Source organism: Brachybacterium sp. J144, assembly GCF_036321705.1.
Taxonomy (GTDB): domain Bacteria; phylum Actinomycetota; class Actinomycetes; order Actinomycetales; family Dermabacteraceae; genus Brachybacterium.
Genome location: NZ_JAZDCG010000007.1, coordinates 87918 through 107279, shown reverse-complemented (window position 1 = coordinate 107279; position 19362 = coordinate 87918). Strand labels below are relative to the sequence as shown.

General features: G+C 74.5%; 18 protein-coding genes. 13 read left to right on the top strand and 5 right to left on the bottom strand.

Annotated features, from left to right (window positions below):
• Positions 1–235 precede the first annotated feature (235 nt).
• Both V1260_RS04765 and V1260_RS04760 read left to right on the top strand, forming a co-directional pair.
• On the top strand, positions 236–1390 hold the full coding sequence (locus V1260_RS04765) for a DUF1611 domain-containing protein (RefSeq protein WP_329745653.1): 1155 nt from the start codon (positions 236–238) through the stop codon (positions 1388–1390).
• Positions 1380–3122: an ABC transporter transmembrane domain-containing protein gene (locus V1260_RS04760; RefSeq protein ID WP_329745652.1), complete on the top strand. Its 1743-nt coding sequence runs from the start codon at positions 1380–1382 to the stop codon at positions 3120–3122. The genes V1260_RS04765 and V1260_RS04760 overlap by 11 nt, the downstream gene beginning before the upstream one ends.
• A gap of 30 nt (positions 3123–3152) precedes the next feature.
• On the opposite strand, the gene V1260_RS04755 is transcribed toward V1260_RS04760, so the two are convergent.
• Together V1260_RS04755 and V1260_RS04750 are read right to left on the bottom strand one after the other, a co-directional pair.
• The gene (locus tag V1260_RS04755) at positions 3153–3938 is read right to left on the bottom strand and encodes a ferritin-like domain-containing protein (protein WP_329745651.1); all 786 of its coding nucleotides are present in this window, start codon (positions 3936–3938) and stop codon (positions 3153–3155) included.
• Position 3939: 1 nt separating this feature from the next.
• Positions 3940–4881: a hypothetical protein gene (locus V1260_RS04750; RefSeq protein ID WP_329745650.1), complete on the bottom strand. Its 942-nt coding sequence runs from the start codon at positions 4879–4881 to the stop codon at positions 3940–3942.
• A gap of 125 nt (positions 4882–5006) precedes the next feature.
• Between V1260_RS04750 and V1260_RS04745 the strand changes: the two genes are divergently transcribed.
• Genes V1260_RS04745 through V1260_RS04730 form a run of 4 tightly spaced genes read left to right on the top strand, consistent with a single transcriptional unit; the run spans position 5007 to position 8578 of the window.
• Positions 5007–6791, top strand: coding sequence for a hypothetical protein (locus V1260_RS04745; protein WP_329745649.1), 1785 nt, complete (start codon positions 5007–5009; stop codon positions 6789–6791).
• 44 nt (positions 6792–6835) lie between these two features.
• Positions 6836–7348, top strand: coding sequence for a histidine kinase (locus tag V1260_RS04740; RefSeq protein WP_329745648.1), 513 nt, complete (start codon positions 6836–6838; stop codon positions 7346–7348).
• A 41-nt stretch (positions 7349–7389) separates the two neighbouring features.
• Complete coding sequence (locus tag V1260_RS04735) at positions 7390–8190, top strand: DUF4097 family beta strand repeat-containing protein (protein WP_329745647.1); 801 nt, start codon at positions 7390–7392, stop codon at positions 8188–8190.
• Between the two features lie 40 nt (positions 8191–8230).
• Positions 8231–8578, top strand: a complete 348-nt coding sequence (locus tag V1260_RS04730) for a GNAT family N-acetyltransferase (protein ID WP_329745646.1) — start codon at positions 8231–8233, stop codon at positions 8576–8578.
• Positions 8579–8591: 13 nt separating this feature from the next.
• On the opposite strand, the gene V1260_RS04725 is transcribed toward V1260_RS04730, so the two are convergent.
• The 3 genes from V1260_RS04725 to V1260_RS04715 are packed head-to-tail and all read right to left on the bottom strand — an operon-like array spanning position 8592 to position 11315.
• Positions 8592–9881 carry a carbohydrate-binding domain-containing protein gene (locus V1260_RS04725; RefSeq protein ID WP_329745645.1) on the bottom strand — a complete coding sequence of 430 codons (1290 nt, stop codon included), beginning with the start codon at positions 9879–9881 and terminating at the stop codon, positions 8592–8594.
• A 28-nt stretch (positions 9882–9909) separates the two neighbouring features.
• On the bottom strand, positions 9910–10680 hold the full coding sequence (locus tag V1260_RS04720; RefSeq protein ID WP_329745644.1) for a polyphosphate polymerase domain-containing protein: 771 nt from the start codon (positions 10678–10680) through the stop codon (positions 9910–9912).
• On the bottom strand, positions 10677–11315 hold the full coding sequence (locus tag V1260_RS04715; RefSeq protein ID WP_329745643.1) for a DUF4956 domain-containing protein: 639 nt from the start codon (positions 11313–11315) through the stop codon (positions 10677–10679). The genes V1260_RS04720 and V1260_RS04715 overlap by 4 nt, the downstream gene beginning before the upstream one ends.
• A gap of 179 nt (positions 11316–11494) precedes the next feature.
• Between V1260_RS04715 and V1260_RS04710 the strand changes: the two genes are divergently transcribed.
• The 7 genes from V1260_RS04710 to V1260_RS04680 all read left to right on the top strand — a co-directional run bounded on the left by V1260_RS04710 (position 11495) and on the right by V1260_RS04680 (position 19362).
• Positions 11495–12454, top strand: coding sequence for a phosphodiester glycosidase family protein (locus tag V1260_RS04710; RefSeq protein ID WP_329745642.1), 960 nt, complete (start codon positions 11495–11497; stop codon positions 12452–12454).
• A gap of 3 nt (positions 12455–12457) precedes the next feature.
• Positions 12458–13555, top strand: a complete 1098-nt coding sequence (locus V1260_RS04705) for a bifunctional glycosyltransferase family 2/GtrA family protein (RefSeq protein ID WP_329745641.1) — start codon at positions 12458–12460, stop codon at positions 13553–13555.
• Between the two features lie 57 nt (positions 13556–13612).
• Positions 13613–14989 carry a replicative DNA helicase gene (gene dnaB / locus V1260_RS04700; protein ID WP_329745640.1) on the top strand — a complete coding sequence of 459 codons (1377 nt, stop codon included), beginning with the start codon at positions 13613–13615 and terminating at the stop codon, positions 14987–14989.
• 102 nt (positions 14990–15091) lie between these two features.
• A complete protein-coding gene (locus V1260_RS04695; RefSeq protein ID WP_329745639.1) occupies positions 15092–15631 on the top strand; it encodes a (2Fe-2S)-binding protein in 540 nt (179 codons plus the stop codon).
• A complete protein-coding gene (locus V1260_RS04690; protein ID WP_329745638.1) occupies positions 15628–16659 on the top strand; it encodes an FAD binding domain-containing protein in 1032 nt (343 codons plus the stop codon). Before V1260_RS04695 ends, V1260_RS04690 begins: the two co-directional genes overlap by 4 nt.
• Positions 16652–18724 carry a xanthine dehydrogenase family protein molybdopterin-binding subunit gene (locus V1260_RS04685; RefSeq protein ID WP_329745637.1) on the top strand — a complete coding sequence of 691 codons (2073 nt, stop codon included), beginning with the start codon at positions 16652–16654 and terminating at the stop codon, positions 18722–18724. Before V1260_RS04690 ends, V1260_RS04685 begins: the two co-directional genes overlap by 8 nt.
• On the top strand, positions 18721–19362 hold the full coding sequence (locus V1260_RS04680) for a nucleotidyltransferase family protein (protein WP_329745636.1): 642 nt from the start codon (positions 18721–18723) through the stop codon (positions 19360–19362). The genes V1260_RS04685 and V1260_RS04680 overlap by 4 nt, the downstream gene beginning before the upstream one ends.

Here is a 19362-nt window from a genome sequence, read left to right as displayed (position 1 = left end):
CCCCCTCTGGCACCCCCTCGCTTCTTTCGTGGGAGGAACCGTTTCCAAAAAAACATGCTCCCTCAGGCGCCGTAACTCGTGGCGGGGGCGGGAACCGCGCGGAGCCGGGCGGCGGCGGGCGGGGAAGTGGGCGGGAAGCGCGCCTGAGAGGCCTCTCATCCGCGCTTCATCACCGGTTCATCGCCCCCCGCTTCACTGCTCGTGTCAGTTCCCCAGACCTCCCCAGGAGCACGCCATGACCCTCCTCGAGCACACCACCGCCCAGACCCCCGCCCCGGTCGAGACCGTCGTCTCCGCCCCGGAGCTGCGGGCTCGTCTGGAGCGGGCCAAGCACGCCTTCTCGACCCGCGCCGTCGCCTCGCACGTGCGCTCCGCCGAGGGCCTCCACCTGCTCACCGGCGACCACGTGCCGCAGGCCGGCGAGGTGGTCCTCGCCCGGGTCACCTCCATCGGCCACCACAAGCGGCTCGAGACGCCGGCCTCCCGGCGCGCGGTGCTCTTCGAGGGCGACGAGATCGTCGTCGCCTACGGCAGCCGCTACGCCGCCGACCAGTTCCTGGCGCTCGTCCCCGGCGATCTCGGCCCGGCGCATCTCGCGGCCGCGGGCGGTCTCGCCTCCCGCGTCGTCGAGCAGCACGCGAAGATCGGCGCGGCCACCGAGATCGAGCCGGTCGGCGTGCTCGCCGACGCCGACGGTCCGATCACCCTCGCCCGGGTCTCCGCGCACCGTCCCGTCCGCCAGGTGACCGACCGCCTCGACCGCCCCGCGCACCACGTGCCCGTGCTCGCCGTGCTCGGCACCTCGATGAACTCCGGCAAGTCGACGGTGCTCGCCGAGCTGGCCCACGGCCTCGCCGCCGCGGGCCTGCGGGTCGCTGCCGCGAAGGCCACCGGCACCGGTGCGGGCAACGACTACAACCTCTTCCTCGACGCCGGGGCACACCGCGTCCTGGACTTCACCGACTTCGGCTACCCCTCGACCTTCGACGTCCCCTACGACGAGGTGCGCGACCTGGTGTTCTCCCTCGCCGACGAGCTCGCGGGCGGCGCCGAGCGCCCCGACGTGGTGCTCCTCGAGATCGCCGACGGCCTCTACCAGGGCGAGACCTCCCGCCTCCTCGCCGACCCCGAGCTGGACCGGGTCGTCGACGGCATCGTGTTCGCCGCGGGGGACGCCCTCGGCGCCGTCGGCGGGGCCTCCGTCCTCTCCGCCCTCGGCCGCACCCCCGTCGCCGTCTCGGGGGTGGTGACCAGCTCGCCGCTCGCGACGGCGGAGGCCCGACGCGCCCTCGACGTGCCCGTCACGGCGACCTTCGACCTGGGCCGCGCCGAGGTGGCGCGGGCCCTGCTCGCGGACGTGCTGGAGGGAGCCGGCTCCCGTGCGTCGTGACCGTTCGCGGGCGCCCGAGCGCCTCCCCAACGGGCTGCTCCGCCACGCCCCGCCGCTGCCCCCGCTGCTGCGCGGGGCGCGGCGGCGCTGGCTCGCGGTGCTGGTCCTGCTGGGCCTCGGGCAGGCGGCCCTGGGGGCGACGAGCGCCTGGGCGCTGGTGCGGATGCAGGCGGCCCCCGTCGGCGGCTCCCCGCTGCTGCTCCGCGCCCTGCTGCTGCTCGTCGCCGTCGCCCTCGCCGTCGGCGCCCTCAAGGTGCACGAGCGCGTCGTGGCCGAGAAGCTGGGCCAGGACTACGTCCACCAGCTGCGGCTGACCCTGGTCGGCGACGCGCTCACCCCGGGGCACTCGACCTCGCTCGGCGTGACCGTCGCGCGCACCACCAACGACCTCTCGGGGGTCCGCAACTGGGTGTCCCAGGGCATCGCGCCGCTGGTCGTCGCCGTCCCGCTGATCGGGGGCGGCCTCGCCACCCTCGCGGTGCTGCACCCGGCTCTGGCCCTCGCCATGGGCCTGCCGCTGGTGGTCCTCGGCGTGCTGATGCTGCCGTGGGCGCGCACCGCCCTGATCAAGACCCGGCAGATGCGCCGCACCCGCGGGAAGCTCGCGACCCGCATCGCCGACACCGTCACCGCCTCCGACGGGATCCTCGCCGCGGGCGGCACGAAGCGCGAGTTGCGCAACCTGCGGGAGGCCTCCGGGGACCTGGTGGAGATCGCGGTGGACCGTGCCGAGACCGTCGGCACCATCCGCGCGGGCGGCATCGTCGCCTCCACCCTGACCACCCTGCTGGTCGCCGCGACCGGCACCTATCTCGGCCTCGAGCCGGGGGTGACGATGGCGGCGATGGCCGTGGCCGGCCTCGCCTCCACCCCCGTGCTCGAGCTGGGGCGCATCGTCGAGTACCGCCAGACCTACCGGGCGGCGCGCATGGTGCTGGGCCCCGCGCTCGCCGGAGCGCAGGCGCGGCGCGAGCGGGCCGAGCGCCGCCGTCGGGCCTCCGCGGAGCTCCCGGCCCCGCGCCCGGGCGCGGAGGGCGAGGTGCTGGTCCACCTCGAGCTGCCCGGCCTGACCGCACCGGGAGAGCCGCTGCGCGCCCGCTCCCGCGACCGGATCCGGCTGGTCTCCGAGGATCCGGACTCCCCGCACGAGCTCGTGCGGCGCCTGTTCGAGCTGTCCCCCGGACCGGACTCCGACGAGCCCGACGCCGTGTGGGTGGGCGGCGAGAACCTGCGCCAGGTCTCCGCCAAGCGGGCCCGGGTGCTGGTGGGCGGCGCGAGCTCCGGCACCGTCTTCGAGCGGGGCACGGTGCGCCGGGCCCTGCACTACCGTCGGCCCGACCTCGACGCCGCCCACGACCGCGAGGTCCTCGCGCTCGTCGGGCTGGACCCCGACGCCCTGCCCGAGGGGATGCGGACGAGGCTGCGCAGCGGCGGCGAGCCGCTGGGCCGCGCGGACCGCGCCCGGCTCGCGCTCGCCCGCGCCGTCTACGGGGCGCCGCCGTTGCTCGTGATCGACGGCCTCGAGGGCGATCTCGACGACGCCGGCCGGGCCATGCTCGAGAGGGTCCTGGCCGACTACCCGGGAGCGGTGGTGATGGTGTCCTCGCAGGCCCTCGCCGCGCGGATGGGTGCCCGCGAGCACCGGCTGCCCCGCATGGACGCCTCCGCGCGGCAGACCGTCGGCGTCGGCGGCCGCTCCGCAACGGACCGGGACGAGGACGGGGAGGAGTAACGGGCCGCGCCGCGGAGCAGCGCGGCCCCCTCAGGCGATGCCGAGTCGCGCGAAGGCACTCCGGAAGATGGTCAGCCCCTCGAGCCCGGGAAGCTTCTGCACCCGCTTGTCGAGCTTGTCCAGTTCCCCGGACTGACCGGCGAAGAGGTGGCTCATGACGTGCTTGACCTCGGACTCGTCCATCATGCCGCTGCCCACGGGGCGCCACACCTTCGAGAGCACCAGGCGCACCAGGCGCTGCGCCCCCGTCGAGGCCTCGAGCTTCTCCCGCCCCTGCGTGGTGTAGAAGGCGACGTGCCGCGTCTCCTGCTGGGCGATGCGCTGCAGCAGCGGGGAGAGCGCCGGGTGATCGGTGAGGGCGGAGAGCCGACGGTAGGCGGCGACCGCGGAGAGCTCGTTGGCGGCGCCCCACACCATGTGCACGGCCACGAAGTCGGTGCCCACGAGGTTGCTCAGCGCCGACTGCTTGAGCGGCTCGATCGCGCCCTGCCAGCCGAGCTTGACCCGCTTGGCCTTCAGCTCGTCGTAGTCCACGACGATGCCGTGCCGGGCGAGGACCGCGGCGAGCGCCTCGCCGTGCCAGAACTCCTCGCGGTTCCACATGGTCATGAAGCCGCCGGCGGACTCCTCGCGGTGCGAGGGAGTCACCAGCAGGTCGCGCAGGAAGCACGAGGTGTGGAACTCGACATCGCACATGTAGCGCAGGGAGCGGAGTGTCTGCGCGTCCAGCGGCTGGGAGTCGAAGGTGTCGAAGTCGAGGTCCTCGTACTTCACGGGGACGGAGGTCTCGGCGAACTGGTCCAGGTCGAAGGCCATGTCACTCTCCGGGTCGGGGCAGGTCGCGGAGCCGAGGATCCGGCAGGTCGGGGCCCGGCAGCAGACGGGTGATCTCCCGTCGGGCGGTGCGCAGGGCGGCGCGGTCGCGGACATCGGCGCCGATCACGGCGACCGCGGCGGCGAGATCCCGGTCGACGATGCCGCCGCCGTCGAGCGGCGAGTCGAGCGAGAGCACGAGACGGGCCACGGCGGCCTCGCGCCGGGAGCGGAGCACGCGGGTGCGGGCCTCGGCGGTGAAGAAGGCGACGGACTCCTCGTGCCGTTCGGCGACGGTGGTGACGACGCGCAGCGCCTCGCCGCCGAGCCGGCGGGCGACGGCGCGCAGGGCCACCTGCAGCGAGGCCTCCTGGATCGCGAGCCGGGCCATGTGGCCGGCGGGCACCTCCTCGGCGGCCAGCGCCGTCCACAGCGGGCCGAGCAGCGGCTGCACCCGGTCCACGTGGATCCTGCGCAGCACGTGCAGCGGCCGACGGGAGTGGTGCTCCTCCGGGTCCGCGCCGGGGCGACCGCTCGCGGGGGCGCGTACGTCGGCCTCGAGCAGATCGCGCAGCGCCCTCGCCTGCCAGAAGCGGTCGACCATCCAGGTGGCGAGGAAGGCGGTGATGCGGGCCTCACGGGCGGTTGCGGTCGCGAGCATCGCCCGCGACTCGGCGAGGGCGGAGGCCTCGAGGCGCTGCAGCACCCCGAGCGCGGTGCGCACCTCCGCCGGCAGGGCCGGGGCCGCGGCGATCGCCGCGGCGTCCACCGGGAGTCGCTCGGTGCCGCGGCGGGTGAAGGCGTCGACGTCGAAACCGGTGCGCACCACCGGGACGATCGATGCATCGAGGTGGAGGTGGCCGGCGCGGATCTCGGGGGAGGAGTCGCCGAAGGGAGCCGCCTCCTGAGGGGGCCGGCCCGACCGCAGGGTCGATCCGAGGGTCACTGCGCGCCTTTCACGGCCCGGGGGACGATGCCGGTGCCGCGCCCAGTGTACGGAGCCCGAGTCACCGGGCGCTGACAGGAATCCGGCCACCGGATGTCCAGCGGGTGCTTGGTAGGTTGCCCTTCGTGAATCTCTCGGACGCCGCCTCGCTGCCGGCAGGGGGCGGGGAGCGGGACGAGCCGCCGACGCTGGACGCGCTGCGCCTTGCGCTGCGGCCGCCGTCGCTGCCGCTGCCGAGCCCCGACGGGGTGCTCGGCGCGGCCTCGCGCGCCCACGACCTGCTGCACGCCGAGCGGCGCGAGGAGGCGGAGGCGCTGATAGAGCGCTTCCGCCGGCGCTCGGCCCCGCCCGAGACCCGGCTCCTGCTCCTGCGGGTATCGCTGCGTGCGGCGCACCTCGCCGGCTCCGCGGAGCGCGCGCGGCAGGACGCCGCGGAGATCGTCTCCCTGCTGCGCCGCAGCGGCCGCCCCGCCCAGGCCGCGGCGACGGTCGAGGTGCTGCTCGAGCGGGGACCGGCCCGCACTGATGCCCGCTCCGCTCCTGCCACTGGCTCTGCCCCGGCCGCGGGGCGTCACCGCGGGGAGCGGGCCGAGATCCCCGCGCCGGTGCTCGCGGTGGTTCGCGGCCTCGAGCTGACCTCTCTCGCGCCGGAGGGTCTGCCGGAGGGCGGCGACCTCCGTCGTGCCCTCGCCCGCCTCCGCGCCGCCCTGCGCGCCCTGCCCGCGGCGCGCGACCAGCTGCTCGGCGATCCCGAGCCCGAGCTGCGCCTCCGCCTCGCGCAGACCCTCGCGGGCGCGGGCGACCACCGGGCGGCGACGACCACGGCGCTGGACCTGCTCGAGCTGCTCGAGGCGGGGCCGACGGGGGAAGAGCCCGGGGGTGCGGCCCCGGATCCGCTGCGGATCGTGCCCTCCGCGCACGCCGTGCTCGCCCGCACCCTCGGCACCGAGCGCCCGCTGCTCGCCGCCGGGCACTCCCTCGGCGCGCTGCGGCTGATGGAGGAGGTCGACGACCCGCCGCTGCGCATCGGGCTGATCACCGACCTGCTGGTCGCCCTGATGGCGGCGGGCGCGACGGCGCAGGCCTCCTTCACGGCGGGACGCCTGGCCTCGCTGCAACGGACCCTCCCCTCCGACGCCCTGCGCACCGGACCGCTGCTCGCGGTCGCGGCCCAGCGGGTGCAGGCAGAGCGCTACGAGGCCGCGCGGGTGCCGCTCGAGCAGGCCCGCCGCATCGCCCGCGAGCGCCGCGACCACCGCGCCGCGCTCGAGGTGGCGCGGCTCGCGGCGAGCATCCACGAGCGCACCGGCGAGCATGCGGCATCCCTGCGGGAACTGCGGCGCCTCGCGTCCGAGGCGCGCTGGTTGGCCGACGACCTGGGCACCCCCGCCGCGGAGCGCGTCCCGCTGCTGGAGACGGAGCTGTCCGCCAACGCCCTCGCCCTGCGCCGCGCCCTCGACCTCGGCGATCGGACCCAGGTCGAGATCGCGGCCGCGGGCGTGCTGCGCCGCGCCCGGGAGGGCGGGGGCGGCCATCTGCTGCGCCCCGAGCTGCTCTGGGACCACGTGGTCGATGCCCGGGTGGGACTCTTCCTCGCCACCGGTCACGCCCTCGCGGAGAGCGGACCGGAGGGGGACGCCGCCGACGCCACCGCCTACGAGGAGCGCCGGCAGGAGGCGCTGCGGGCCCTGGACGCGATGCCGGTGGGGCACGACGCCCGGGCCCGGTACTGGGGCGCGTACCTCGAGGACCGTCACGCCCACCTGCTCGCCGAGCGCGGCGAGGCGGGGCGCGCCCGACGGGCGGCGCGGCGCGCCCGCGACGGCTGGGCGCATCTCGGGCGCGACGAGGACGTGGCCCGCGTCGAGCAGCTCCTCGCGGCTCTCGGCCCGGAGGGCCCCGCCCGCTGAGCCCGACTCTTGACGTGGTGCCACTATGGCGTCACGATGGGGTCATGGAACTCCGCGCGCTCACCCGCACCGTCCAGGACCAGCTCACCGCGGCCGCCGCCGTCGGCGACGAGCCCACCCGCCGCGCCGCCGAACTGCTCGCCGTCTCCGTCGAGCCCGCGCTGCGGCTCGCCCTGCAGGACGCCCTCTCCCAGCTCGCCGGGGAGATCTCCGCGGAGATCGCCCCCGGCCGCGTGGACCTCGCCCTCCGCGGCGGCGAGCTCGAGGTGCAGGTCCACGCCCCGGAGCCGCCATCGGCCCCCGTGCCGCCCGTCCCGCCGCCCCCGCCCGTGCCCCCCGCGCCCCCGGAGGCCGACGGCGCCACCGCCCGGGTCGCCTTCCGCCCGCCCCAGCACCTCAAGGACCGGCTCGAGCAGGCCGCCGCGGCGGAGGGGCTGAGCCTGAACACCTTCCTCGTGCGGGCCCTCACCGCCCATCTCGACGGCGGCGGCAGCTCCGGCACGACCGGCCCGTCCGTCCGCCGCAGCCACGGCCGCACCAGCGGCTGGTTCCTCTGAGCACCGCGCCCTCGCCGCCTCCAGTAGATCGGATCCCCGCCATGACCAGCCCTCTCGTCCATGAGTTCCCCGTCGACGGCCCGATCGACGTCACCGTCCAGAACATTCGCGGCGCCCTCATCCTGCGCGCCGAGCACGGCACCGTCGCGCGGGTCGAGCTCGCCCCGCACGGCGAGGCCGCCCGCGCCCTCGCCGAGCGGATGCGGATCCGCTGCGAGGACGGCCGGCTGCGTGTCGACGCCCCGGCCGACGAGGCCCGCAGCCTCGGCGGCGGTCTCAGCGGCCTGTTCCGCCCGGCCGGCGAGGACGGTGCCCCTCTCTCCGACCGGATCGCCGAGTCCGTGCGCTCGATGGTCCGCTCCGCCGAGGGGCTCACCGGCCAGCTCGACGTCACCGTCGTGGTCCCCGCCGGATCCCGCGCCGTGCTCGACGACGGCGCGGGAGAGATCGCGGTGCACGGGGTGCTCGGCCGCCTCGAGGCCCGTACCGGTTCGGGTGACATCCGCGTCGAGCGCGGCGCCGAGGAGCGCACCCGGCTGAGCAGCGGCACGGGCGATCTGCAGGTGGGCGAGCTGTCGGGCGAGGCCTCCCTCAGCACCGGCGCGGGCGACGTCCGCGTGCGCCGCGCCGTCCAGGGCCGCCTCACCGCCCGCAGCGGCCTCGGCGACGTGGAGATCTCCGTCGCCCCCGGCACCGCGGCGCGCCTCGACCTCGCCACCGGCTTCGGGGAGCGGGACGTGCGCCTGACCCCGGTGGAGGGCGTGGGCGACGCCGAGCGCACCCTCGAGGTCGAGGCCCGCACCGGCAAGGGGGACGTGCGCGTGATGCGCGCCGAGGGGTGATCCCCGTACCGTGGAGGCAGCGGCCGGAAGGAGCCCCGCCATGACCACGGACCCCGCCGAGAGCCTCGAGGACCCCGAGACCCACACCCATGACCCCCGCGCCCGGATGGGGGTGCGGGACAACGCCGTGGCCAGCCGCTATGAGGCGATCCGTGAGGATCAGACCGTCGGCATCATGATCTACGAGCGGCGCCGACGCCGCATCGAGCTGATCCACACCGTCACCGACCCCGCCCACCGCGGGGAGGGGGTCGCCTCCGTGCTGGTGCGGACCGCGCTCGCCGAGGCGCGCGCGGCCCGCCTGTCCGTCGTCGTCATCTGCCCCTTCGTGGAGAGCTGGCTACAGCGCCACCCGGAGCAGGCCGCCGGGGTGGTCATCCCCGACTGACTGACCTGGTCGGTCAGCCGCGGGGCCCGCCGCCCATCCCGCCGCGCATGCCGCCGCCCATGCCGCCCGCGGACAGCTCCTCGGCGGAGGTGACCTCCGTGCCGTTGGCGGTGAGGGTCGTGCCGTCGAGGGTCACGTCCCCGTTCGCGTCCACGGCCGAGTCGCCGCCGTTGTCCGCGCTGGTGATCGTCACCTCGCCGCCGGTCAGCGAGATCGAGCCGTTGGAGTCGAGGCCGTCGAAATCGGCGTCGACGGTGACGGTGCCGCCGGTGATCGACAGCGACGAGCCGTCGTCCGCCTCGCGGCTCTGATCGGCGCCGGCGCCGTTCCCGTCCGTCGAGTCCGCGCTGTCCGCGGCGGTCGCGTTCAGGCCGTCGTCGGAAGCGGTGATGTCGAGCGTCCCGCCGCTGATCAGGATGTCCTGCGCCTCGACGCCCTCGACGGACTGCGCGATGGTGACCGCTCCGTCGAGGATCTCCACGGCCTGCTCCGCATCGATGCCATCGTCGCCGGCGTCGATCGTGAGGGTGCCCGCGGTGATCAGCACCCAGCCGCGGTCGGCGTCCTCGGCATTGTCGGACTTCACGGCGTCGCCGCCGCTGGTCAGGTCGAGGCTGCCGCCGGAGATGGTCACGTAGTCCTTGCCGCGCACCGCGTCGTCGACCGCGGTCACGGTCAGGTCCGCGGAAAGGATCGCGAGGCCGTCCGAGGACGAGATGCCGTCGTTGGTGCTGCCGGTGACGGTCAGCGCGCCCGGGCCGGCGATCGTGAGGTCCGAGGCGGAGGCGATCGCCGCGACGGGGGTCGAGTCGTCGGTGACCTCGTAGCCGGAGCCGTCGGCGACGCTGTTCGAGCTCCCCTTCTCGAGGTAGAGGGTGACCTCGTCGGCGCTGGTCACGGCGATACCGGGACCGGTGCTCGAGGTGATGAAGGCGCCGTCGAGGATGATCGTGACGGTCTCGTCGTCGCCGGCCGCGATGATCAGCTGGCCGTCGGTGAGCGTGCCCGAGACGCGGTAGACGCCGCCCTCGGTGATCGTCACGCTCTCGCCGGTGAGCTCGATCGTCTGCTCCTCCGCGGCGTCCCAGGTGAGGTCGTCCTCGTCGACGTGGGTGTCGAGGCCGGTCAGGTCGGCAGCTGCGGTCGCGGTGGTCGTCCCGGTGGTCGAGGTCGTGCTGTCGGTGGTGCCGGTGACGGCGGTCGCGGCGCCGCAGGCGGCGAGGGCGAGGGTCGCCGCACCCGCAGCGAGGGCCGCGCTCAGGCGGCGCAGGGAACGGCGTCGGGGAGTGGCGGTGGAGGTCATGGCGGGGTCCTCTCGGGTGGGACGGATCTCAGGCGGCCGGGTGGAGCCGGCCGGTGGTGCGGTGCCAGCGGTTCGCGGGCAGTGCGGGGTAGAGCAGGGCGAGGCCGGTCGCAAACTTGGACAGGCGCTGAGGGCGGTGGCCGCGGCGCCACAGGGCGCGGTCGAGGCTCGAGGGGCGGGTGCCGGCCTTGGTCTCCACGACCACCTGGTCGGTGAGGTGGCGCGTCTGCCCCTCGGGACCGGTCCACACGAGGTGCTCGTCGAGGGTGAGGCGCGCGTCCTCCGCCTCCAGCAGCACGGTCGCGCGGTCGTAGGTGGTGGTGAGCACGGGGCGCAGCGGGCCGACGGGGACCGGGCAGTCCGCTGCGGCGAGCAGGTGGCGCACCTCGTCGAGAGCAGGGCCGTCCAGCGGATCGGTGAGCGGGTCCGCCTCCTCCCGACCGGGATCGAGGGCGATCCGCACCTTGGCGGACTCGCCGCGGCCGGTGCGGGTCTTCACCTCGAGGAAGGACGCTCCGGAGTCCACGTAGACCCGGCGGCGCACCTTCCAGCGGCGACGCCGGCCGGTGGCCGCGGCCCGATAGGAGGCGAGGTCGACGGTGTCGTAGTAGAGGGACAGGTAGGCCTGGCGGCGGCGGCCGTCGATCTCGAGGGCCCGCAGGGCGGCGGGGGAGGCGGCGAGCAGCTCCTCGACCTCCTCACGGGGCACGAGGTACTTGCGGTCGGTGCGGGTCAGGAGGGCGGCGCGCTCGGTGATCTCCTCGAGGGACACCGCGGGCAGGGCGTCGAGGGCGCTCATCGGCTCATCGCCTCCGCCGGGCTGCCCTGCGCGGAGCTCGGAGCCGTGGGGCGCACGATCGGGGCCGCCTCGAGCGGTGCGGTCCGGCGCCCCCGGCGGACCCGGTAGCGGACGTCGACCACGGTCGTGTCGGACACGGTGTCCAGGCGCTGCACGCTCAGGGTGGTGACGTCGGCGGCGAGGGTCTCCTCGAGGTGGGCACGCAGCGTCGGCTCGTCGGCGATCGCCCGGTCCACGACCACCACCTGGCGGCGGTGGGCTCCCAGCAGCGCGGGGTGGTCGACGATCGCCATGGTCGCCACGATCAGGACCATGAAGCCGATCGCGAGGGCGCTCGGGGTGGTGGAGAGCCCGGCGACGAGGCCCAGGGCGAGCACCGCGAAGTAGTAGGCGATCTCGTGCTGGGCCAGCTCGTCCGAGCGCAGGCGGATGATCGAGAGAACCCCGAACAGGCCCAGGCCCAGGCCTGCGGAGACCGCGGAGCCGGCGAGCAGCGCGGCGACGGCGAGCACGCCCACGTTGATGCCGAGGAAGGCGACGACCAGGTCGCGGCGGCGGTGGCGCGGCCAGTACACGCCGAACGTCAGGACGAGGACGGCGGCGAGGTCGAGGGCGTACAGGAGATAGACGGACATGGGGTGCTCCTCGGGGGTGGGTGGTGATGGGGCAACCCTCCGGTCCGCATCTGTGCATCGCCTATGTCCGCCCTGTCGTGGATGTATGTGAGGTGAACGGCAGGCGACGGGGAGGACGCACAGCGAGCGCACAAGCTCCCGCGGGCCCCCGGCACAGCAGCGCGTCCGACGCTTCCGGCATGGACACCAGCACCGAACCCGCCCGCCCCCGGGCCCTCGCCCGCCGGACCCTCCTGGGCGGAGGCCTCGCCCTCCTCGCCGGCACCGGCGGCTCCGCCGCCTGGGCCTACGACCGTTTCCTGCGGGAGAAGGTCGAGGTCGCGAGCGTCTCCGCCGCGGAGGAGGCCGCCGGCACCTCCGCCACCGCCGTCGCCCTCGCGACCGACGGCACGTACACCGCGACCGGCTACACCTCCTCGACCACGACGATCACGCTCACCTCCACCGCGACCGGCACCGGCTCCGAGGCCCTCGCCTGGTACGCGGCGGAGATCGAGGTGAGCGGCGCGAGCATCATCCGCTCCGCCTTCGCGCAGGACGATTTCGGCCAGAACATCACCGAGGAGCCGAGCGCGATCGCCGCCGCGCAGGACGCCGTGCTTGCGATCAACGGCGACTACTACGGCTTCCGCGACACCGGGATCGTGATCCGCAACGGCGTCGCCTACCGCGACGAGCCGGCCCGGGACGGCCTCGCCTTCTACGCCGACGGCCGCGTGGAGGTCTACGACGAGACCGCCACCAGCGCCCAGGAGCTGCTCGACGCCGGCGTCTGGCAGACCCTCAGCTTCGGCCCCGCCGTCCTCGTGGACGGCGCGGTCCCGGACGGCGTCGAGGACGTCGAGATCGACACGAACATCGGCAACCACTCGATCCAGGGGAAGCAACCGCGCACCGCGATCGGCGTGATCGGCGATGACCACCTGGTGTTCCTCGTGGTCGACGGTCGCAGCGAGGGCTATTCGCGGGGCGCGACCCTGCCGGAGCTCGGCGAGATCCTCGCGGGCCTCGGCTGCACCACCGGTTACAACCTCGACGGCGGGGGATCCAGCGTCATGATCTTCGACGGCGAGATCGTCAACCAGCCCAGCAACGGCGGCGAGCGCGCCACCAGCGACATCCTTTACGTGGCTGGCTGAGCGATGAGCATCCTGCACCGCACCCGTCTCTCCGTCCGTCCCTCGGCCCTCCCCGTGCCGGCCCCGGGCGGCGTCGTCGTCGTGATCCCCGCCCTCGCCCCGGGGCCCGAGCTGCTCGAGCTGGTCGGGGCGCTCGCCGCCCTCGGCGTCGACGGCGTCGTGGTCGACGACGGCTCCGGCCCGGACCATGCCGTGACGTTCGACGCCTGCGAGGTGCTCGGCGCCCGTGTGCTGCGCCTCCCGGAGAACCGCGGCAAGGGCGCGGCGCTGCGCGCCGCTCTCGACCTGGTGCGCGCGGAGCTGCCCGGCCGTTGCGTGGTCACGGCCGATGCCGACGGTCAGCACTCGCTGCTGGACGTGCTGCGGGTTGCCACTGCGGTCGTGGCGCCGACGGCCGACGGGGCCCCGGCGATCGTGCTCGGCGTGCGCTCCTTCACCGGCCCCGAGGTGCCGCTGCGCTCCCGGCTCGGGAACGTCGTGAGCTCGTGGGCCTTCGAGGCCGTGGCCGGGGTGCGCCTGGGCGACACCCAGACGGGCCTGCGCGGCATCCCCGCGACCCTGCTCGACTGGGCCGGGACCGTGCCCGGTGACCGCTACGAGTACGAGTACGCGCTGCTGGTTGCGGCGGCCCGGCGCGGGATCCCGCTGCGCGAGGTGACGATCGCGACCCTCTACGTCGACGAGAACGCGACGAGCCACTTCCGGCCGGTCCGGGACTCGCTGCGGGTGCTCGCGCCCGTGCTCGCCTTCGCCGGCAGCGGACTCGCCGCCTTCGCCCTGGACACGGGGCTGTTCCTGGCCCTCGCGGGGCTCGGCGCCCCGGTGTGGCTCGCCCTCGCGATCGCCCGGCTGATCAGCGCGGGGACGAATTTCGCGCTCAACCGGCATGTGGTGTTCCGCGGCGGCCGACGGGTGCCGCTGGGACGCGCCCTCGCCCGCTACGCCGGCCTCGCCGCAGGGGTGCTGCTTGCCGACATCGCCCTGGTCAGCGCCCTGCATGCGGTGGGCGTGCCGCTGCTCGGCGCGAAGATCGCGGCGGATCTGCTGCTGTCCGCGCTGAGCTACGCGGTGCAGCGGGTGGTGGTCTTCCGGCAGCGGTGAGTCCACAGCGGGGGCTCCGCGTCCCCGACCGTCGGCGGAGCTTCCTACACTGTCCGGGTGACCTCCACCGAAGCCTTCGAAGCCGGATCCGACCGCGGTCTGGAGCGCACCCCGCCGCAGGACCTCGCCGCGGAGCGGGGCGTGCTCGGCGGCATGATGCTCTCCAAGGATGCGATCGCCGACGTGGTCGAGACCGTGCGCGGCAACGACTTCTACCGACCCGCGCACGAGATGATCTACGAGGCCATCATCGACCTCTACGGCCGCGGCGAGCCGGCGGACCTGGTGACCGTCTCCGACGAGCTCTCCAAGCGCGGCGAGCTGCAGCGCGTGGGCGGCGGCGCCTACCTCGCGGACCTCATCGACATGGTTCCCACCGCGGCGAACGCCGGTTTCTACGCCGAGATCGTCGTCGAGCGGGCGACGCTGCGGCGCCTCGTCGAGGCGGGCACCCGCATCGTCCAGCTCGGCTATGCGGCCGACGGCGGCGAGGTCGACGAAGTCATCAACGAGGCCCAGGCCCAGGTGTACGCGGTCACCGAGCGCGGCTCCTCGGAGGACTTCGTGGCCCTCGGCGAGGTGATCGACGAGACCCTCAACCAGATCGAGGCGACGCAGAACCGCGGCGGCCAGGTCACGGGTGTCCCCACCGGTTTCGCCCAGTTCGACGAGCTCACCCAGGGCCTCCACTCGGGGCAGATGATCATCTTCGCCGGCCGTCCCGCGATGGGCAAGACGACCCTCGGCATGGACGTACTGCGCTCCGCCTCGATCCACAACGGCATGGCCTCGGTGATCTTCTCCCTCGAGATGGACAAGACCGAGATCACGATGCGCCTCCTCTCCGCGGAGTCGCAGGTGCCGATGCACCGCATGCGCGACGGCTCGATGGACGACCGCGACTGGCAGGCGATGGCCCGCGCGATGGGCCGCATCGCCGACGCCCCGCTGTTCATGGACGACTCGGCGAACATGTCGCTCATGGAGATCCGCGCGAAGTGCCGCCGGCTCAAGCAGAAGCACGACCTCAAGCTCGTGGTCATCGACTACCTGCAGCTGATGAGCTCGGGCAAGAAGGTCGAGTCCCGCCAGCAGGAGGTCTCCGAGTTCTCGCGCGCCCTCAAGCTCCTCGCGAAGGAGATCGAGGTCCCCGTCATCGCGATCTCGCAGCTGAACCGCGGCAGCGAGCAGCGCCAGGACAAGACCCCGATGATGTCCGATCTGCGCGAGTCCGGCTCGATCGAGCAGGACGCGGACCTCATCGTGCTGATCCACCGCGAGGACTACTACGAGAAGGAGTCCGCGCGCGCCGGCGAGGCGGACCTCATCGTCGCCAAGCACCGCAACGGCGCGACCGCGACCGTCCCCGTTTCCTTCGAGGGCCAGTACTCGCGCTTCCGCGACATGGCCGGCACCGGCGGCTTCAGCGGCTGACCCGCGGCGCAGGCGAACGATCGGTCGGTGTCCGGCGGAACCGGTTGCCGAGCCCTCGGGCGGCCAGTACGGTCGAATCCCGACCTGATCCGGAGGCGCCCGATGGGCCATCCAGTCCACCTCGTCATCGACGGTCAGCCGCATGACCTGACCGTCGACCCGCGCACCACCCTGCTCGACGCGCTGCGGGACCACCTGGGGAACATGTCCCCGAAGAAGGGCTGCGACCACGGCCAGTGCGGCGCCTGCACCGTGCTGGTCGACGGGCGGCGGCTGAACTCCTGCCTGTTGCTGGCCGTGTCCCTCGACGGCGCGGAGGTGCTCACCTCGGACGGCCTCGCCCCCGACGGCGAGCTCTCCGCCCTGCACACCGCCTTTCTCGAGCAGGACGCCTTCCAGTGCGGCTACTGCACCCCCGGGCAGATCTGCTCCGCGACCGGCGCGCTCCGCGAGGCGGCCGACGGGCACCCCAGCGTGGTCACCGACGACCACGGCCACGACCACCCGATCGAGCTCACCGAGGACGAGATCCGCGAGCGGATGAGCGGGAACCTGTGCCGCTGCGGCGCCTACGTCAACATCGTCGCCGCCGTCCAGCAGGTGGCCGGGGCGAGCGCCGCGAGCGAGGGGACGGACCGATGAGACCCTTCGACTATGTACGCGCGGAAGACCCCGCCGGCGCCGTCACCGCGGTCGCCGAACGGCCCGGCGCGACCTACCTCGCCGGCGGCACCAACCTCGTCGACCACCTCAAGCTCGGCATCACCGCCCCCGATCTGCTGGTCGACCTCGGCCGTGTCGACCTCGCGGACATCGAGGACCTGCCGGACGGCGGCCTCCGCGTCGGCGCCATGGTCCGCAACAGCGATCTCGCCGCCGATCCGCGCGTGCGCCGCGACCACCCGATGCTCTCGCGCGCCCTCCTCTCCGGCGCCTCGGGCCAGCTGCGCAACGCCGCCACCACCGGCGGGAACCTGCTGCAGCGCACCCGCTGCGTCTACTTCCAGGACCCCACCACCCCCTGCAACAAGCGCGCCCCGGGCAGCGGCTGCTCGGCGATCGGGGGCTACACCCGCTACCACGCGATCCTCGGCGCATCCGATGCGTGCATCGCCACCCACCCCTCGGACATGGCGGTCGCGCTCGCCGCCCTGGACGCGACCGTGGTGGTGCTGGGCAGCGACGGCGAGAAGCGCCTGCCCCTCACCGCGCTGCACCGCCTTCCGGGGGACGAGCCCGAGCGCGACACGGTCCTCGAGCACGGCGACCTGATCACCGCCGTCGAGCTGCCCCCGCCCGACCGAGCAGCCCGCACCCGTTCCACGTATCGCAAGATCCGCGACCGCGCCTCCTACGCCTTCGCCCTGGTCTCGGTCGCCGCGGTGCTCGAGCTCGACCCGGACGCCGCGCGGCCCACGATCCTCTCCGCGAGGATCGCCCTCGGAGGCGTCGCCCACGCCCCCTGGCGCGCCCGCCGCGCCGAGCAGCTCCTCGCCGGTGCCCCCGCCACCCGCGAGAGCTTCCGCCGGGCCGCGGCGGCCGAGCTCGAGCAGGCCCGTCCCGTCGCGGGCAACGAGTTCAAGGTGACCATGGCCCAAGGAGTGATGGTGAGCGTGCTCGCCGAGCTCGCCGGCCTGGGCGAGGAGAACGAGGAGCCCCGTGATGAGTGACCTCCTGCGCGCCTCCTCCATCGGCACCCCGCGGGTGCGTCTGGACGGGCCCGACAAGGTGCGCGGCCTCGCCCCCTACGCCTACGAGCACCCGGTCGAGGATCCGCTCCATCTCTTCCCGCTGTGCTCGACGATCGCGCTCGGCCGCGTCACCGCGATCGACGCCACGGCCGCGCTCGCGCTCGACGGTGTGGTGCGCGTGATCACCCACGAGAACGCCCTCCGGCTCGCCGACACCGAGGACGGCGAGCTGGCGATCCTCCAGGACGGCCGGATCGGCTTCCGCGGCCAGTACCTCGGCGCCGTCCTGGCCGAGACCCCGGAGGCCGCCCGCCACGCCGCCGACCTCGTCGTGGTCACCACCGAGGCTGCGCCGCACGACGCCGACTTCCGTCCCGACCACCCCGCAGTGCGCGAACCCGAGGGCGGCGGTGACGACATCGACACCGGTGACCTCGAGGCCGCGCTCGCCGCGGCGGAGATCGTGGTCGACCAGCGGTACTCCACCCCTCTCGAGCACAACAACCCGATGGAGCCGCACACCACCATCGCCCGCTGGGACGGCGAGCAGCTCACGCTGTGGACGTCGACCCAGGGCGTGCACCCCGCGAGGCAGACCCTCGCCCCGATGCTGGGCATCGACCCCGAGCAGCTGCGGATCATCAGCCCGTACGTCGGCGGCGGCTTCGGCTCCAAGGGCCTGCCCCATGCGGACATGATGCTCACGGCGCTGGCCGCGCACTCCGTGCCCGGTCGCGCCGTGAAGCATGCCGTCACCCGCCAGCACATGTTCGCGCTGACCGGGTACCGGCCCGCCACCTCCCAGCGCTTCCGGATCGGCGCCCGGGCCGACGGCACGATCACCGCCTTCGGGCTCGAGGCGGTCTCCAGCTCCTCGCGCACCAAGGAGTTCCCCGAGGTGGCGATCAAACCCTCCCGGCAGATGTACACCGGCGAGCACCGTCGCATCGCCCAGCGCGTGCTCCCGCTGGACCTCGCCGTCCCCTCCTGGATGCGCGCTCCCGGCGAGGCACCGGGGATGGTGGGCCTGGAGATCATGATGGACGAGCTCGCCGAGGCCTGCGGGCTGGACCCGATCGAGCTGCGGGTGCGCAACGAGCCGGAGCATGACCCTGACACAGGGATGCCCTTCAACCGACGCCGGCTGATCGACTGCCTGCACGAGGGTGCCGCCCGCTTCGGCTGGGCCGACCGCGACCCGCGGCCCCGCGCACGCCGGGAGGGCGGGTGGCTGATCGGAACCGGTGTCGCCTCGGCGACCTACCCCGCATCCCGGCAGCCCGGCTCGAAGGCCCTGATCCGTCACGAGGCGGGGGTCTACGAGGTGAGCATCGGCGCCGCCGACCTCGGCACCGGCACGTGGACCGCTCTCACCCAGGTCGCCGCCGACGCCCTCGAGGTCGACCCGGACCGCATCGCGCTGCGGATCGGCGACACCGCGCTGCCGAACGCGACCGTGGCCGGCGGCTCCACCGGGCTCGCCAGCTGGAGCGCGGCCGTGCTGGCCGCCGCGGACGCCTTCCGTCGCGAGCTCGGCACCGCCCCGGCCGACGGCGTCGAGGCGATCGGGGAGGCGGCGGAGAACCCTGCCGAGAAGCAGTTCGCCATGCACTCCTACGGCGCCCAGTTCGCGCAGGTCCGCGTCCAGGAGGAGACCGGCGAGATCCGCCTGGACCGCATGCTCGGGGTGTTCTCCGTCGGGCGGGTCATCAACCCCCGCACCGCCCGCTCGCAGCTCCTCGGCGGGATGACCATGGGGGTGGGGATGGCGCTGCACGAGAAGGGCGAGCTCGACCCCCGCTTCGGACACGTCGTCAACCACGACCTCGCCGAGTACCACGTGCCCGTCAACGCGGACATCCGCTCCCTCGAGGCGCACTGGCTGGACGAGGAGGACCCCCAGGCCGGGCCGCTCGGCGCGCGCGGCATCGGCGAGATCGGCATCGTCGGCGCCGCCGCGGCGATCGCCAACGCCATCCACCATGCCACAGGGGTGCGAGCGCGGGACCTGCCGGTGTTCGGCAGCGACCTCCTGGCACGGTGAGCGCCGCGTCGTTCGCCGTCCCCCGGCTGGCGTCCGCGCCTCCCGTCGGCCTGATCCTCGCCGCGGGCGCCGGACGGCGCCTGGGCCGCGGCCCCAAGGCGCTGCTGCTCCTGCGCGGCGCCCCCCTGGTCGAGCACGTCGCTCGCGCCCTGCGCGACGGCGGTTGCGCCGAGGTCGTGGTCGTCACGGGCGCGGACTCCGAGCGGGTGGGCGCCGTCCTGGACGGATTGCCGTGGGCGCGCACGGAGCAGAACCCGCGCTGGCGCGAGGGGATGGGGACCTCCCTGCGCACCGGCCTGGCCGCGATCGGCGCGGGCCGCGACGTGCTGGTCACGCCGGTGGACCGCCCCGGGACGTGCGCGGCGGAGGTGGCCCGGGTGCTGTCCGTCCACCGCCCCGGCGGGATCACTGCCGCCGCCCACCGCGAGGCCTCCGGCGGGCTCCGACGGGGCCATCCGGTGCTGCTCGACGCCGCCTGGACCGCCGCCGCCGCGGAGGCCGCGCACGCGGATGTGGGCGCCCGCGACCTGCTCCGCGCCCGACGGGATCACGTGCAGCTCGTGGACTGCACGGATCTCGACGACGGTGCGGACCTCGACCTCCCCGAGGACCTGTGGCGACTGGACGTGCCCGGCTGA

Coding starts and splice junctions, on each gene's coding strand:
- V1260_RS04765 (WP_329745653.1), top strand. CDS start 236: ATGACCCTCCTCGAGCACACCACCGCCCAGACCCCCGCCCCGGTCGAG.
- V1260_RS04755 (WP_329745651.1), bottom strand. CDS start 3,938: ATGGCCTTCGACCTGGACCAGTTCGCCGAGACCTCCGTCCCCGTGAAG.
- V1260_RS04740 (WP_329745648.1), top strand. CDS start 6,836: ATGGAACTCCGCGCGCTCACCCGCACCGTCCAGGACCAGCTCACCGCG.
- V1260_RS04735 (WP_329745647.1), top strand. CDS start 7,390: ATGACCAGCCCTCTCGTCCATGAGTTCCCCGTCGACGGCCCGATCGAC.
- V1260_RS04730 (WP_329745646.1), top strand. CDS start 8,231: ATGACCACGGACCCCGCCGAGAGCCTCGAGGACCCCGAGACCCACACC.
- V1260_RS04725 (WP_329745645.1), bottom strand. CDS start 9,881: ATGACCTCCACCGCCACTCCCCGACGCCGTTCCCTGCGCCGCCTGAGC.
- V1260_RS04720 (WP_329745644.1), bottom strand. CDS start 10,680: ATGAGCGCCCTCGACGCCCTGCCCGCGGTGTCCCTCGAGGAGATCACC.
- V1260_RS04715 (WP_329745643.1), bottom strand. CDS start 11,315: ATGTCCGTCTATCTCCTGTACGCCCTCGACCTCGCCGCCGTCCTCGTC.
- V1260_RS04710 (WP_329745642.1), top strand. CDS start 11,495: ATGGACACCAGCACCGAACCCGCCCGCCCCCGGGCCCTCGCCCGCCGG.
- V1260_RS04705 (WP_329745641.1), top strand. CDS start 12,458: ATGAGCATCCTGCACCGCACCCGTCTCTCCGTCCGTCCCTCGGCCCTC.
- V1260_RS04695 (WP_329745639.1), top strand. CDS start 15,092: ATGGGCCATCCAGTCCACCTCGTCATCGACGGTCAGCCGCATGACCTG.
- V1260_RS04690 (WP_329745638.1), top strand. CDS start 15,628: ATGAGACCCTTCGACTATGTACGCGCGGAAGACCCCGCCGGCGCCGTC.
- V1260_RS04685 (WP_329745637.1), top strand. CDS start 16,652: ATGAGTGACCTCCTGCGCGCCTCCTCCATCGGCACCCCGCGGGTGCGT.